Below are 14,671 nucleotides of genomic sequence, written 5' to 3' on the forward strand. Positions count from 1 at the left end.
AAATTGTCTACTTCCATGTATTAAATTTTGAGTCAGCTGATCAGGTTGAGCGTGAGACCTTATCTTTCGTGATAGTTGAGAGCCAATACCGCTGCTAATTAGGTATACGCTCCGAACTAATTGGAACGAGCAGCCGAATGGCAATGACACCCCGTGCCGCACAGACTCCAATCGCACGGAAAATCTCGACCAACGCCGTCATCCGGACCGTGCTGGCGAACCGTTCGATTTCCCGCGCCGACATCGCCAAACTGACCGGCTTATCGAAACAGACGATTTCCGAGGTCGTGCGCGATCTTGAAGATGAAGGGTGGCTGAAACCCGTCGGCCGGACCGATGGTCGACCTGGCCGGAATGCGATCATCTACGAAATCAACGCCAGAGCAGGACTGGCTGTCTCAATCGATCTCGGCGGCACCAAGATTGCTGCAGCTATCTGCGATCTGCTGGGAAACGTGGTTACCGAAACCAAAGTGGCTACCGACCGGCGCGGCGGAATGCATCTCGTCAATCAATTCAGTGATCTGATCGTCGAGCTCGCATCGGCGGCGGGGACGACCGCCGACAAGCTTCGTCTCGTCGTTCTCGGCACTCCCGGTGTTCTCGATCCAGTCACCGGACATATCAATGTCGCGCCGAACATTCCCGGCGTCGACGCCATGGACCTGCGGCAGGTTTTCAGCAGCAGAATGGGTCTACCCGTCATCGTCGAAAACGACGTCAATCTCGCCGCGCAAGGGGAGCGCTGGCGGGGACACGGCGTCGAGATCGACAATTTTGCTTTCGTCGCGCTTGGAACAGGCGTCGGCATGGGCATCATGGCCAACGGGGCGCTGCTGCGCGGGGCGCGGGGCGCTGCCGGCGAGATCGCCTATCTCCCGATCGGCGGCGATGCCTTTGATCCCGGCGGGTTTAAGCTTGGCACTCTTGAAAGCGCCGTCGGCAGCGTTGCGATGCTTCGCCGTTACATCGGCTTCGGCGGGCGCAATGCATCCACCGTGGCCGATCTCTTCGCCGCATTCAACGCAGGAGAAGCGAGCGCCGTCGCCGCAATTGAAGAGACCGCAAGGCTGGCGGCGGTTGCCATTGCGGCAATCGGCGCAACCCTCGATCCCGAACTGGTGATTACCGGCGGCAGCATCGGGGCGAGGCCTGAGCTCGTAAACGCCATCCGGCGTTTCCTGCCGCGCTGCACACCTTACCCGCCGCGCATCGAGATCAGCCGCTTCGGCAACCGCGCCGCCCTCATGGGCGGCATGGGGATCGCAGTCGAGCGCATGCATGACGACCTGTTCGGGGTAAAATTGCGGGAAGCTTGATCCTTGGTTATCCAGAAGCGTGGCTATGTACGCCCTGCACGCTTCGCCATCGACCGCCGCGCCACTTGCGAAGCGCTGCAGATGCGCTAGATTTTCCATCATGATAAATGCAACGCAAATACGCGGCGCGCGCGCCATGATCGGAATGAGCATCGAAGAGCTCGCCGCCGCAAGCGGCCTGCCGGTCGAAACGGTGGCTGCGTTGGAAAAGGGCGAATTTGAGGGCGAGCCGCATGCGCTGTTCGACGTGCGCAGCACGCTCGAGGCGCACGGCATCATCTTCCTTTCGAGCGGCAATCAGGATGAAGGCGGCCCGGGCATTCGGCTGCGGGCACGCACGTCAAGCGATGACGGCATCCGGCCGGAAAATCTAAACGCCGCCAATGACGATTGACGGGACGGAACCGTCGCCTGTTCTAAAACGCGCGATGTTTCAGATTCGCTTCTTGCGCTTTAGCTCTTTGTCTTACGCATGTCGTTGGCGCAAAAGCGCAGCACACTTTTGCGCGACATGCTTTAAATCAAGAACGGAACCCGAGTGTCACAGATAGGTCTTGGCAAGATCGGCCAGTTTGCCCCCGTCTCTCACGCCCTGTCGGTAAAGCTGAATGATGACCGCACCGATCCGCTCGGCCTCCGGCGCCGTTCTGACAAGTCCGCGTTCGACACAAACCTTGTCCAGCACTTGCGAAAGCAGATCGAGATCTTCCGAAAAGAGCGGTAAATCATGCGGATGAATTGATGACCGTAACATCACGCCGCACTTCCCTCCGAGGGCAAACGCCTTCACGCTTGCATCGCCGGACGCCCTCCGCAACCGGCAATAAATTGATTATGCGCGAGGGTCATAACTTTAGCAACTGCGCAAATTCCTGCGGAGCAAAATAGTGTTCGAAGCGTTAGCGCCGCGGTCTACAGAAGGAATGAGCGAGTACAAACGTGGAGTGAAGAACGCTTCCCCTCCCCCGTCCTAAGTCCATTCTCCAACCACAACCTCATCGTTTTCACTGCCTAGGACGCCGTCGAATATCTGAAGCGTTGGCCCGGCAAGCTCGGACGCGACCACCACTTGCGCTCCAGCACTGCCTGAGGGCACTGGACGGGCTGCGCAGCTCAAGCGCAGCACAGGCCTCCTTCGTCATGGCAGCAAAGACGGCAGGATTGCTGGTGTGAGGTCAGCGAAAACGGAGCAACCGCTCCGGAGCGTTTGCGCTCAACTGCGGCGGTGGCCGGCGGCCACGATCTGCGGGTGCATGGAGCCTTCCATGATCACCTTGGCGGTCATCTCGATCACCCGCTCCTCGGCCAGTTCGGCAAGCGCGAGGGCAACGTCGCCCTCCGGCCAGCCGGCCCTGACCGCCTCGTCCGACAGAGCCTGGAACGCGCTGGCAAGAGCCTGCCTGCAAGCTAGATTCTGATCCATATCGGGCATGCGTTCGCACCAAGCTGTCGGTAACAAGGGTATTTTCAATCTACACCTATTTGCGGGAACGCGAAGCGTTTTGAGATGTTTTCAGGCCGACTGCAAACTTCTTACCACAAAATCGCGTATAGCCTTAACAAAAACCGAATGGTATCGGCCATTTGCGAATGAATTCCCAAAATGAACCGGAAGAATTATCTCCATCTCGCCATTTAACAGGCATTTTTTCGGATTGTTTACTTTAAGTAGTTAAATTTTAAACCTATAAATTGGACTTTGTTCCGTCTGATGCAAAGCGTTGGGAGTTGATCGTTTCCATAACCTTCCCCGTCCCCTGTCAATCGGCTTTGGGAACTCTCTGGCCCGCGCCTCCATCCATCACATTGTGATGAAGAGGCCGTTAAGAACGCCGGTTGGCCGCCTGGGACAGAAGGGCGCTCGAGTAGCGGCGCGAACGCCTGAGGCGTTAATCACCTTAATACCACAACGGCACCACACTCCCGTCAAACTCCGCCGTACCATTGTCTGGGCGGGCCCACTTTTTCAGGAGGTGAAATGTCTATCGAACTGGACGCGACTACCTATATTCACGCAAAGCCGGCGACTGCTCATTCCTATATCTTGCCGGCCGTCGTCGATGTTCTTGAAAACAGTTTCCATCAAGCAAACGAAACAGCGGTCTTCGACCTCGGTTGCGGCACTGGCGGTGCTGCCTCCGTGCTGGCGGAAAAGGGCTACGATGTCGTCGGCGTCGATCCGTCGGAGGACGGCATCGCGAAGGCGAAAGCGGTCCATCCCGATCTTCCGCTGGAAATCGGCTCCGGATACGAAGATCTTTCCAGCCGCTACGGGACCTTCGATGCGGTCATCAGCCTGGAGGTCGTGGAGCATGTATACGACCCCAAAGCTTTCACGGCGACCATGTACGATCTGGTAAAACCGGGCGGCATCGCCGTCGTCTCAACGCCTTTTCACGGTTATTGGAAAAATCTGGCGCTCGCCGTGAGCGGAAAAATGGATGACCATTTCATGCCGCTGAAGGACCATGGCCATATCAAATTCTGGTCGCCCGAAACGCTCGGCACGCTGCTGCATGAAACAGGTTTCGAAGACGTCGACTTCGAATATGTCGGCAGGATTCCGCTCCTGGCGAAATCAATGATCGCAATCGCACAGAAACCGCACTGACGGCCGACGTTCTCTCGTGCGGCCACGCCCGCGGCGCTCACCTCTAAAACTGATATTCTGACTGGGATTTCAAGGGGATAAATGGTCGGGGCGACTGGACTCGAACCAGCGACCCCTTGACCCCCAGTCAAGTGCGCTACCGGGCTGCGCTACGCCCCGACCTGCCGAAACGGCTTGCTTCGTTTAGTTTTTCGGCGCGTGCAATGCAAGCGGAAAAAACCTGCCTCCCATAAAAACGAAGCAGATCGCCTGGCAACAATCAGATCGCGGCGATCTTCAGCCGGCCTTCGGCGGTCTGGCGGGGCTGCCACGCCTGATAGTTGGCGATCGAGAAATGCGGCGTTTCGAACGGCGTGGTGTGTGTTTCGGTGATCACGGTGACATCGGCGCCAGCCGCCTCACCGGCAAGAATGCCGGCAACGGCGTCTTCGAAAACCAGACATCTCGTCGGATCGACGCCGAGACGGCTTGCGCCGAGCAGATAGCCTTCCGGGCTGGGCTTGCCCGATTTGACCTCTCCACCGCTGACGATGACCTTCGGCATAGGGATACCGGCGGCGGCCATGCGGCGTCTGGCGAGCTCAATCGGCGCCGAAGTGACGATCGCCCATCGGCCGTCGGGGATGGCGTTCAGGAAGCGGACGGCATCGGGGATCTCGACGATGCCGGAGACATCCTCCATCTCCTCGGCGAGCAGCAGATCCGCCTCGTGGGCCGGATCGACGCCCGGCAGGCCGAGCCCGCGGATCACATCGGAGGCGCGGATACCGTGGATCGTCTTCAGGAAGACCTCCGGCTCGAAGCCATGGCGTCTTGCCCATTCGCTCCAGACACGCTCGACGATGGCGATGGAATTCAAGAGCGTTCCGTCCATATCGAAGAGAAAGGCGTCATAAGACCTGTCGAGGATGTCGTGGAGAGCGGACACGGGTGTTTCCTTGCGAGCGCGAGGTGGCAGGCAGGCGAGTAGCGGAGAATGGCGGCGGCGTCAACGTCAGTCGTTGACGTCGGGATGGGTGATCCTACGCAGATCGGCGAGGCCGCGGGTGGCGTCCCGGTTGCCAGTCGCAGCGGCAGCTTCAAAGATGCGGCCCGCATCATCGTACATTTTCAGATTGAGATAGCTGTAGCCGCGCAGAACCATCAGATCGATGCGCTCCTGCTGCAGTTGGGCGCGCTGATCGAGATAGATGAGGGTTTCGCGATAACGGCCGGCGTCGAAGGCCTGCAGCGCCCGATCAGCGAGGATCGCCACCTGCAGTTCGGCGGCGCGCTGGCGGCTTTGCGGTGCCTTGGTTGCCGCGACGGCGGCATTGCTGGAAAGACCGGCGCGCAGATAGGCAAGGCTCTGGCCATAGGCTGCATCTTCGCGGATCTTGCTGACCGGGCTCTGCAATGCCGTCTCGAAAGCCGGGACCGCCTCCATCGGCCGGTTGATCTCCATCAGGCACCAACCGCGCGACAGCGCCTCGGACGGCCCGAGTTGCTCCGCGTCGATGGTCGTTGAGCAGCCCAGCGCCCGGCGCGGACCGCGCTCGACCGCCAGCGTATGCATCGCCGGCTTTGCGACTCGAACGGAGACTTCCGGCTCCGGCTGCGCTGCTGCCGGCTGAACCGGCTGCTGCGGGGCAAGCGGCGGCTTTGCCGGCTGCGCGCCGGCATTCGACACCGGCGTGCCTTCGAGATTGGCGATGCGCGCCGAACGGCCGGCCCAGGCGCGCTGGAGGTCGAGCACGCCCTTGCGGTCGTTCAGCTGCTCCCGGGTGACGGCAAGGCCATAGGCGGATGGTTCGTCGTCCGGTTTCCAGGCAAGCGCGGTTTCGAACCAGCGCGCGGCGGTCTGGAACTGGTTGAGAGAGCGTGCATACCAGCCGAACTGCTGCGCCGTCGGCACATATTTGCGGGCGATCACCTCGGCGGCGACGCGGTGCAACACCTCTTCGGTGAGATCGGCGGGCGGCTGCAGCGCCATCAAATTGGCAGTAGCGGCAAGATAGGTCGATGTCGCATCGTCGGAATCGGCGCGCCAGCGGAACATCACGTCCTCGGCCTCTTGAGGCGCCCTGCGTGCGATCAGCGCCAGCGCCAGGCCTTGCGAAGCGACTGCCGTTTCCTCCTTGGCTCGGGCCGCGCGAAACCACTTCTCGGCATCGGCAGGGTTGTTGCGGCGAAGCTGGTACCAGCCGAGCAGCAGCGCATCGGAGGCGAGACCTTCGCTTTCGGCCAGCCTTTCGAGGCGGGCAAGGTAATTGGGAGCGATGGAAAGCTTCGGATCCTCGTTGCTCTCGGCCACGAAGCGTCGGGCGAGGTTGTCGCGGATCCCGTCAAATTCCTTGCCGCCGTCGGCAGCGGGTTTCTCCAGCGCCAGCAGCGCCTGCATGGGCTGATAGTCCAGCAGCGTCGAGGCCTTTTCGACCGTCGCCCGCCGTTCGGCCGGATCGCCGCAGTTCTTCAGTATATAGGCGTAGGCATCCTGGCCGCGCTGCGATCGCTCCGTGCGAACGAAGGCTTCGGCGACACGCCAGAGAACATCGACCTCGCTGCAGGTCAGCAGGCTTGGCGTCGCAGCGCCAATATCGACCACAGTCGCATATTGCTTGAGATCCGACGCGTTGATGAGACGGGCGCGAGCTTCGGCGACATCAAGCCGATCGAGCAGATCGGTCGGCGGCTGCCAGCCGGCATCGGCGGCCTGCCGATCGGCGATCGCCTTGCGTAGCTCCGCATAGCGTCCATCGGAATAGAGCTTCCACATGGCTTCGAGCTGTTTGTCGCCGTTTTGCGGCACGGCGAGCGGATCAGCCGGCGGAACCCAATTCGGATACAACGCCTGCAGGCGCGAGATTTCAGCCTGAAGGCGCACTTTGTCGCCGCGGCTGGCAAAATAGCGAAGCGCGCTTTCATCGACGTCAGGCTGCGGCGACGCTGCCGCCTGTTGCGGCGCCGGCGGCTGGGTGACGATCGCCGGAGGGACCGGCGCCGGTTCACCGGCTGTCTGAGGCGCCTCAGTTTGCGGTGCTGCCGGCGACTCTTTTGCGGCGTTCGGCTCAGGCGTGTCGGGTGCGGGTGGTTGCGGAGAGGTGATCGCCTCGATCTTGTCGGCGACGGCCTCGGCATTGAAGTCGGGATTGCCGGCAGGAGCGTCGGACGGCTTGATGCGGCCCATCATCATCAGCTCCGGCGCCGGCTTGACGGCGGGGATGCCGAATCTTTCCTGCAGGGCGGCGCGATCCTTTAGCCCGGTGACGAGGGTCGCCACCACGGCTGCCGCTGAAATCGCCACGAGAGAGGATTTCACAGACACTCCGGATGCTTCTCCCCAATATAGGCCAGCCCCAGCAGTTGAAGCGTGGACGGATAATAGAGTGCGGGCGCAAATTGCAGGGCGGAGACCGGCAGCTTGGTCCCGTCGACTACACAGGCCACAACATCGTTAACAATTCTATAACCGGGATCGGACAACACGGTCTTCGGCCGGCCGGTGGTCAGATCGATGGTGACTGGAATGCCTTCCTGCAACATGCCCTTTCGCAGGCGGGTCAGCAGCGCCTTGTCTGTGATGCCGCCGCGCGCGAGATAGAGCGGAATGCGAAGGGAGTTATAGGCGAATTCAGCATCGAAACCCTCTGCCGGCCGCGGCGGGCCGCTAAGGCTGACCCATTCGGCAGGAAGCTTGCGCGGACCGAACTGCATCGTCTTCAACAATGCCACACCATCATCCGACAATTCTTTCCAGGCATCCGACGGGGCAAGCGCCGCCATCACCGGAATTGCCTCATAGATCCAGTAGGAGGGGTTGACGACAGGGCCGTCCTTACGGTCAGCGGCGGTAAAACCCTCGCTGCCCGGCAGCAGCAGCATTTGGCCGGCCGAGCGCGCGACTGTTTTGGCGAGCAGCGCCTGGGCCATGCGGGAGGCCGCCAGGATGTAGTCGTTACGGTTCCACGCAGTGCCGGCAAGCGCCAGAGCATAGGCGATCAGCATGTCGCCATCCGTGGCATTGTTGGTGTCCGTCACGTGCGGCTTGACGTTCGGATCCCATTTCCACACGGCTAGGCCATCGTCGCGCAACAAAAGTTCGGTGCGGGTAAAATACCAGATCTGCTCGAAATCGGCGGGGCTTGCCGAGAGATAGGCGAGCAGCATGCCATACCCCTGCCCCTCGCTGTGGCTGATATTGCCGTTGCCGTTATCGATGATGCGACCGCTCGTATCGAGAAACTTCGCCTTATAGGCGGACCACGCATCGGCATTGATCATCGCCTGCTGCGCGACGGCCGGCGGGCGTGCGGGGGCGAACATGGCCATCGCCGCAACGAGGAGCACGCGCCACAACCTCATTTCGACCGGCCCAGATTTTTCAGCACGCGCGATGTGCTGATGCCGATCAGCAGCACGAAGGCGACGAGCAGGAAGGCATAGGAGAGAATGTTCGTCGACAGCCAATTGGCGGCGATCAAACGATAGTTGGAAATCGACCAGGGTGTAGAGGGCACGAAATCGAATCGGGTGACGGGTACCGTCTCGATCTTGGCCGTCTTGCTCGAATAGGTGGTGATGTGGCCCGATATTTGTGGCCAGTTCATCTGCGTGGTCAGGACCTCCAGTCCCTCGCGCAGATCTTTCGCCGAGGGCGCCGTCACCACGGTCCATGCGCCGGCGCCCGCGGGGCTGGACCCTTGGGCAACCAGCAGCGTGGCCACATTTGGCGGCGTGAAGATCTCTTCGGCGCCGGGGATGAATTGTAGCGAACTGCGGGTAATGTCGAAATTGCGCCCCACCCATTCGCGGAAGGCGGTGATCTGTCCGCGCAACAGGCCGCCGCTGACCTTGGAGTTCCATACCTCGAAGGCCGTACCGGTATCGACGACGCCGGGCTGTACGTCGACCACGGGACGCCACGAGGCCTGGCTCGCCGTGGAGACATTGGCCTGCGACAGCGCGGTCGTCGGCATTTGCGAGATAGAACCGATGAAGATGGCGTCGCGATCGCCGATCGTATTCGGCGAGGCCACGCTCTCGACGGCGATCGGATGGCCAGCCATGATTGCCATCTGCCCGAGCAGGGTGGCGGCGGCCGACAGCGTGTCGGCGTCGATACGGTCGATGAAGAGCGGTGTCGGCTCGGTGGCCCGACCATAGGGATAGGCAGTGCCGGCCATGGCAGCCAGATTCGGAAGCTGACCGACGCGGGCAAAATCCGGGATGTGCAATTCGGAGGTATCGAACAGGGCAAAGCGCGCATTGGCATCGGCACTGCTGCCCGGCGCGCAGGCGGCGTCGTCCTTCGTCATCAGGATCGCCTCGATCGCCACCGTGTTCAAACCGGGCTTGAAGTGACGCATCGTTACCCGGATCGGCAGATGGCGGAGAATCCCGCCTGTCGTCGAGGTGAGCGGTACTGTGGAGGCGATGTTGTCGTTGACGTAGATATCGATGTGGCTGCCCGGCAGAACCTTATCGGTATAGGCGGCGTCGAGCAGCACCTTCGCCTCGCCATAGGCATTGGCATAAAAATCCGCCGGCACGGCGACATTGAAGCTGGTCCGGAACCGGCGGCCGGAGAATTCGGTGGTTTTTACGCCGAGCTCGGACAGCGCAATGCTGGTATCGGAAAAGATCAGCGGCGCGTTCGGTGCGCTCCAGCGTTCGGTGGTCAGCACGTCGCGGCGGACATCGGCGGGCCTGTCCACCGGCGAGACGATCGTATCGATCGCCGAGGAGACCGCCTGCCAGGAAGGACCGCTGATCAGAAGCACGGGCGAGCCGCTGCGCGGATCGATCACGAAAGCGGCGAGCGGCGCACTTTCGGCGCCGGGCGGCAGGTCGGGAAAGAGTGGCCGCAGCTCGGCGGCGGTGCCGACGAGCACGCCGAGCTTGCCTGGACCGGCGGCCGGAAGCGAAGCGGTGTTGAAGGCAAAGATCTGGTTCGGCATGCTGCTCAGCACCGACAGGCCCTGCGTCAGCCGCAGCAGCGGCTCGGTGGTTCCCGGCTGCTCCAGCGCCGGGACGACGATATCGAACTCTGTCCTGCCGGTGCCGTCGACGCCGATGGCGCGGATTGCGTCCGCGCTCGAGAGCTCCGCGGCATTCCCGCCGGCGAAGCTCAGATAGGTTCCGGCCGGATCGATGTTCGACCATAGCTCATAGGTGGATTGAATGCTGCAATCGGTGCGATGGCGCTGATCGGCTTGGAAGGTGACGAGGTTGGCGCCCGGCTGCAGCAGACCGGGGGGAACCTCGAACGTGACAGCCGATGGACCGTCCGGCGAGCCGACGCGCTGCTGGCCGATCGGGCGATTGTTGAGATAGACGGTCAGCGCCGAGGCCTCTGGCGCGACGACGACCGAATTCTGATAGGCGAAGGTGAAACTTGCCCTGGCCGCCGCCTGCTCGGGCGTCAGATAGACGGACCATGAGCGGCGGTCGTATTCGCCGCCGAGGCTGAATTTCGAAAAGGGCACCAGATAATGCCTGATATCGCGGGGCTTTGGCGAAGCGGCATTTGCTGCCGCGCCAGGCTGGGGCGCCGGCTGTGGCTGGACAGTGATCGGCGCGGGAACGGCCGCTGCCGGTGTCGCCGGTGCAGGCCTTACGGACACAGGAGGCGTGACGGGCACCGGTGCCGTCGCCGCGGGCGGAGCGGGCGGCATCGGTCTCGGGGCAACGGATGCACCGGGCGGGCGTTCGCCGGACATGTCGAAGGGTGCGGTCTGCGCCTGGGCGAAGGCGGAAGCGTTTAGCAGGAGTAGCGAGGCAGCGACGATGCTTTTCATCCGGCATTGACCTTTGCCGCCTGCTGCTGTGCCTCCCGTTCCGGCCGCATGCTGCGGAAGAGGTAAACGAGGCCGCGGCTGGTCTGATAGAGCGCCGTGCCGACGAACCAGATTGTGCCGCGGATGAGGCCCGGATTGCGGCGGCGCGAGGCCTGGAATTCGGTCCACTGGCCGGAATTGGCGAACATCAGGTCGGCGATCAGGCGGTGGTCGAGGGCACTTTTCGGCACATACTGGCAACCGACATTGCTGATATCGCCCGACGGCTCGATGTTGCGGACAATCAGCGGCAGGGTTTCCAGCTCGGCGCCGCTATAGGGCCGGAAGCGGATTTCGCCGGGGGCGCCGACCATCATCTCATCCAGCTGTTTATTGAAGATGTGAAGTCTCGCGCCATGGACGGAAACATCCTCGATCGAGGCCGCGTACCATTTGCCGTTGGCGCCGAATTCGCAGCGCCGGTTGACGCGAACGCGGCGGGACAGGGCGCGCTCGCCGCGTTCCGACACGACGCCCAGCGCGCAGCCGGCCATGATCAGGTTGATGACATTCCACCCGCCGACGACCAGCGTGACGTCGGCCTTATAGGGTTCGGCATAAATTCTGTACAAGGTGATGACGAGCGCAATGATCTGCACCGCAAAGATGACGAAGAACGGACGGCTGATCTCCGACAGGCGGCTGACGGCAATCGATTCGTCCTTGGCGGTGACCTTGAAGGTCGGCTTCCTCGGATTGAGCATGACGGAGACGACCGCCGGCAGCAGATGCACCGTCTGGACATATTCGTAGAGTTCGGAAATCCACGGCCAGCGGAACGACCCGTAGAGGTAGTTCTGCATCATCAGATTCACCAGCATATAGGCAAACGTGTAGGCCAGGAACTCGCCGCCGGAGGCGGTGAAGATCTCCAGATCGAAGAACAGGTAGAAGAGCGGTGCAAACAGAAAGATCGTGCGCGGGAACGGGAAGAGCCAGAAAAGCGTCGAGGACATGTAGCAAAGGCGTTGCGGGATCGACAGTCCGCGTTTGAGCAGCGGGAATCGGAAACGCAGTATCTGCATCATGCCTTGCGCCCAGCGGCTGCGCTGGCCGATGAAGCTTGCGAAGGTGGCCGGCTGCAGGCCGGCGATCAGCGGCTTGTCGACATAGATGCTGTTCCAGCCGCTGCCATGCAGCGCTAAGGCCGTCTCGCAATCCTCGGTGATGCTGATGCCGGAAAAGCCGTTCTGCGATTCGAGCGCCCTGCGGCTCAGCACAGCGGCCGAACCGCAGAAGAAGGCGGCATTCCATTTGTCCAGGCCGCGCTGGATGATGCCGTAGAACATCTCGTTCTCGCTCGGCATCTTGTCAAAGGTGCGCAGGTTGCGCTCCAACGGATCCGGATTGATGAAGAAGTGCGGGGTCTGGACGAGGAAGAGCTTCGGATCGTCTTCGAAATAACCGACGGTCTCGAGCAGGAAGTCGCGGGCCGGCGCGTGGTCCGCATCGAAGACGGCGATGAGTTCGCCGGTCGAATGTTTCATGCCGTTGTTGAGATTGCCCGCCTTGGCATGCTCGTTGCGGTCACGCGTGAGATAGGTGACGTCAAGATCCTGGCAAAGCTGCTTTAGTTCGACGTGGCGGGCCGCCGCCGCCTGGGCCTCGAGCAACTTGCCGGAATTGCGTTTTTGCAAGGTACCGCCATCATCGAGCAGCCAGACATGCAGCTTATCGGCCGGATAGTCCATGGCCTTGGCGGCAGCCAGCGTGTTTCCGAGAAGGCCGGAATCCTCGTTGTAGGAGGGCACGAAGACATCGACATGGGGCAAACGCCCGGGATTGGCGGCACGCGAAGGGCGCGGCGGCAACGGCGTGGCGACGATGAAAAGGCTAAGCGCCAGCATCGCGACGCTATACATTTCGGCAAGGTAGAGCAGCAGGCCGGGAATGAAATTCTCAGGCTGGTTCACCGGCGGCAAGGTGTTGGTGGTGCGCCAATAGACGTAGCGCAGCACGATCGACGTGCCGAAAGCGAGTGCCACCAGGCGCCACGTCCCCTCGCCCTTCAGGATCTTGATCAGCGCCATTACCGTGACGACAGTGATGCTGGTGATCAGCTGGGTCTGCAGGTTAACCGGCAGGGTGATCAGCACGATCATGCAGAGCGAAACCAGGGCCCATATGAAGACGCTGCGGGCTTTGCGCATCGACGTTCCTTCGAAATTGCTCGCCGAGGCATCGTCCGACACCCGGGCACTCTTGCTGAAACAGGATGATTTCGGCCAGCTCGCCAAAATCTGAATCCTGTTCTAAATTAAATAGTTAGCATGATGCCGCCCGAAAACCGCTCCCGCTTTCGGCATCATGCTCTATCTCCGGCAGACGGCCGTCATGGCCGCGTCGCCTATGCAGTCTGGTGAGGGCACGGTGACACCGATCGCCCTTGCCGATTGTACCAACGGTGCGCCGGCCGCCTCCGGCGCCGCGCTCGACTGTGGCGCTTCGCCCGGCAGTGGCACCCGCGGGCCGATGGGCGCCGGCAACGGTGCGGCGCCTTGCGCCGGCTGCCCGCTCGGGGCGCTGCCAAGTGGAGCTGTCCGCGGCAGGCGGACGACGGCAGGCGCCGGCTCATAACCGATCGGCATCGGGCTGGCGCGATATCCGCCCTCGTCGGGATAGATCGGATCGCCGGTACGCCCGAGCGCCGCATCGGCGGGCGGCGGGGCCCCATAGGGATTCCAGATCACGCCGTCGAAGGTGCCTGATATGGTGTAGCCGTAGACAATGCCGAGCAGCTGGCGCTCGGATGCGCGCGCGTCGCATAGGCGCAGACGCAGCTGGATCATGCCGAAATTGCGGGCCTGCGTATTGGCGGCCGCGGTCGAGCGTATCTGTTGCCAGGCAAAGATGCAGGCGTCGCCGGCGCGGCTTCGGCCGGAGGCATAGCCGAATGGGCCATAAGCGTTCTGCAGGAAGGTCGCCGAGGTCCCCATCGGCACGCCGGGGGCAGCATGGGCCATTTCGCGGGCAATAGCGCTCTCGTTGATCATGCTGAAACCGGCATTGCCTGTTCCGGGATTGGCGCCGGACGCGCCGAAGAACTGGATCTTCAGAAAATTCTGGCCGGGCACCGAGGAGGACGTAAACAAGGAGACCGTCTGCTCGACACCATTGCCACGCTTGCGCTCGACGACGCTGACGATCGACGGGCCACCTGGCGGCGGCAGAACCAGCGCCTTTTCAGGCGCCACCGTCTCCGGCCCGGAAGGCTGCCGCACACCGCCTGTCGACGTGCAGCCGGCCATCAAGCCCGCCACTGCCACCAGCGATATCGTCTTCCGCAAGCGCATGTCTTAAGCCGCCGCAATCGTCTTTCCAGATATCCATTCGCAAACCGCAGCGCGACGGACCTTCGAATCAACGACCATCCGGCCGCTCACCCGACATAAGTCGCCGACATGGTTAATGAAGAGTAAAGAGCCCGCCCCTGATGCCGGCGGAAGATTCGCACTGAACAATGATTCGGACGGTTCAACCGTATGGTGCACAAAGTCGTTTAGCAACAAACAATCGGCATGCCCGACCCCCGCCAAGGCGGGTCAGGGCGGAACTATGCTGCATGGCCGACGTTGCCTCGATGTCCAGGGTTTAAAAGGAGATCATCCCATGCGCAAGATCATGTTGGCTACGGCTGCCATGCTGACCATCTGCTCGGCCGCCTTCGCACAGAGCACCGTCATCGTCACCGATCCCGCGCCAACCGGCTCCGTCGTCCTACCCGGCGAGGTGCGCACTTATGTCATGGAGCAAAACACACCATCGGTGGTCTATGATGGTGAGATCACGGTCGGCGCGACCCTACCGGATACCGTCGAGGTCCATACCGTGCCTAATGTCGACGGCTATGGCTACACGGTCATCAACGAGCGGCGCGTCATCGTCGAGCCAAAGACGCACCGCGTAATTCAGGTTATTGAATAAGG

General features: G+C 61.8%; 12 protein-coding genes, 1 tRNA gene and 1 pseudogene. 5 read left to right on the forward strand and 9 right to left on the reverse strand.

Annotated features, from left to right (window positions below):
• Positions 1-137 precede the first annotated feature (137 nt).
• Positions 138-1,319: an ROK family transcriptional regulator gene (locus PYR71_RS21465; RefSeq protein ID WP_183914924.1), complete on the forward strand. Its 1,182-nt coding sequence runs from the start codon at positions 138-140 to the stop codon at positions 1,317-1,319.
• 100 nt (positions 1,320-1,419) lie between these two features.
• On the forward strand, positions 1,420-1,713 hold the full coding sequence (locus PYR71_RS21470; protein ID WP_275620756.1) for a helix-turn-helix domain-containing protein: 294 nt from the start codon (positions 1,420-1,422) through the stop codon (positions 1,711-1,713).
• Between the two features lie 147 nt (positions 1,714-1,860).
• Here PYR71_RS21470 and PYR71_RS21475 read toward each other — a convergent pair whose 3' ends face one another.
• A complete protein-coding gene (locus PYR71_RS21475; protein ID WP_009996470.1) occupies positions 1,861-2,073 on the reverse strand; it encodes a hypothetical protein in 213 nt (70 codons plus the stop codon).
• A gap of 243 nt (positions 2,074-2,316) precedes the next feature.
• On the opposite strand from PYR71_RS21475, the pseudogene PYR71_RS21480 reads away from it, so the two are divergent.
• Positions 2,317-2,492: pseudogene (locus tag PYR71_RS21480) on the forward strand (DUF982 domain-containing protein).
• A gap of 40 nt (positions 2,493-2,532) precedes the next feature.
• Here PYR71_RS21480 and PYR71_RS21485 read toward each other — a convergent pair.
• On the reverse strand, positions 2,533-2,751 hold the full coding sequence (locus PYR71_RS21485; protein ID WP_183914927.1) for a hypothetical protein: 219 nt from the start codon (positions 2,749-2,751) through the stop codon (positions 2,533-2,535).
• A 546-nt stretch (positions 2,752-3,297) separates the two neighbouring features.
• Between PYR71_RS21485 and PYR71_RS21490 the strand changes: the two genes are divergently transcribed.
• A complete protein-coding gene (locus PYR71_RS21490; RefSeq protein WP_183914928.1) occupies positions 3,298-3,930 on the forward strand; it encodes a class I SAM-dependent methyltransferase in 633 nt (210 codons plus the stop codon).
• 82 nt (positions 3,931-4,012) lie between these two features.
• Here PYR71_RS21490 and PYR71_RS21495 read toward each other — a convergent pair.
• From PYR71_RS21495 to bcsN, 7 genes are all read right to left on the reverse strand, one after another.
• Positions 4,013-4,089, reverse strand: a tRNA-Pro gene (locus PYR71_RS21495).
• A gap of 100 nt (positions 4,090-4,189) precedes the next feature.
• A complete protein-coding gene (locus PYR71_RS21500) occupies positions 4,190-4,858 on the reverse strand; it encodes an HAD family hydrolase (RefSeq protein ID WP_275620757.1) in 669 nt (222 codons plus the stop codon).
• Between the two features lie 66 nt (positions 4,859-4,924).
• Positions 4,925-7,228 carry a cellulose synthase gene (locus PYR71_RS21505; protein WP_275620758.1) on the reverse strand — a complete coding sequence of 768 codons (2,304 nt, stop codon included), beginning with the start codon at positions 7,226-7,228 and terminating at the stop codon, positions 4,925-4,927.
• Positions 7,225-8,271 (reverse strand): family 8 glycosyl hydrolase, encoded by a 1,047-nt coding sequence (locus PYR71_RS21510; protein WP_275620759.1) that lies wholly within the window; start codon positions 8,269-8,271, stop codon positions 7,225-7,227. The genes PYR71_RS21505 and PYR71_RS21510 overlap by 4 nt, the downstream gene beginning before the upstream one ends.
• Positions 8,268-10,706 carry a cellulose biosynthesis cyclic di-GMP-binding regulatory protein BcsB gene (locus tag PYR71_RS21515; RefSeq protein WP_275620760.1) on the reverse strand — a complete coding sequence of 813 codons (2,439 nt, stop codon included), beginning with the start codon at positions 10,704-10,706 and terminating at the stop codon, positions 8,268-8,270. The genes PYR71_RS21510 and PYR71_RS21515 overlap by 4 nt, the downstream gene beginning before the upstream one ends.
• Positions 10,703-12,895 (reverse strand): UDP-forming cellulose synthase catalytic subunit, encoded by a 2,193-nt coding sequence (gene bcsA / locus PYR71_RS21520; RefSeq protein ID WP_275620761.1) that lies wholly within the window; start codon positions 12,893-12,895, stop codon positions 10,703-10,705. Before bcsA ends, PYR71_RS21515 begins: the two co-directional genes overlap by 4 nt.
• A gap of 162 nt (positions 12,896-13,057) precedes the next feature.
• A complete protein-coding gene (gene bcsN, locus PYR71_RS21525; protein WP_275620762.1) occupies positions 13,058-14,038 on the reverse strand; it encodes a cellulose biosynthesis protein BcsN in 981 nt (326 codons plus the stop codon).
• Positions 14,039-14,354: 316 nt separating this feature from the next.
• Between bcsN and PYR71_RS21530 the strand changes: the two genes are divergently transcribed.
• Complete coding sequence (locus tag PYR71_RS21530; RefSeq protein WP_275620763.1) at positions 14,355-14,669, forward strand: DUF1236 domain-containing protein; 315 nt, start codon at positions 14,355-14,357, stop codon at positions 14,667-14,669.
• Positions 14,670-14,671: the final 2 nt, after the last annotated feature.

It is taken from the genome of Rhizobium mulingense (genome assembly GCF_029194105.1).
Lineage (GTDB): Bacteria > Pseudomonadota > Alphaproteobacteria > Rhizobiales > Rhizobiaceae > Rhizobium > Rhizobium mulingense.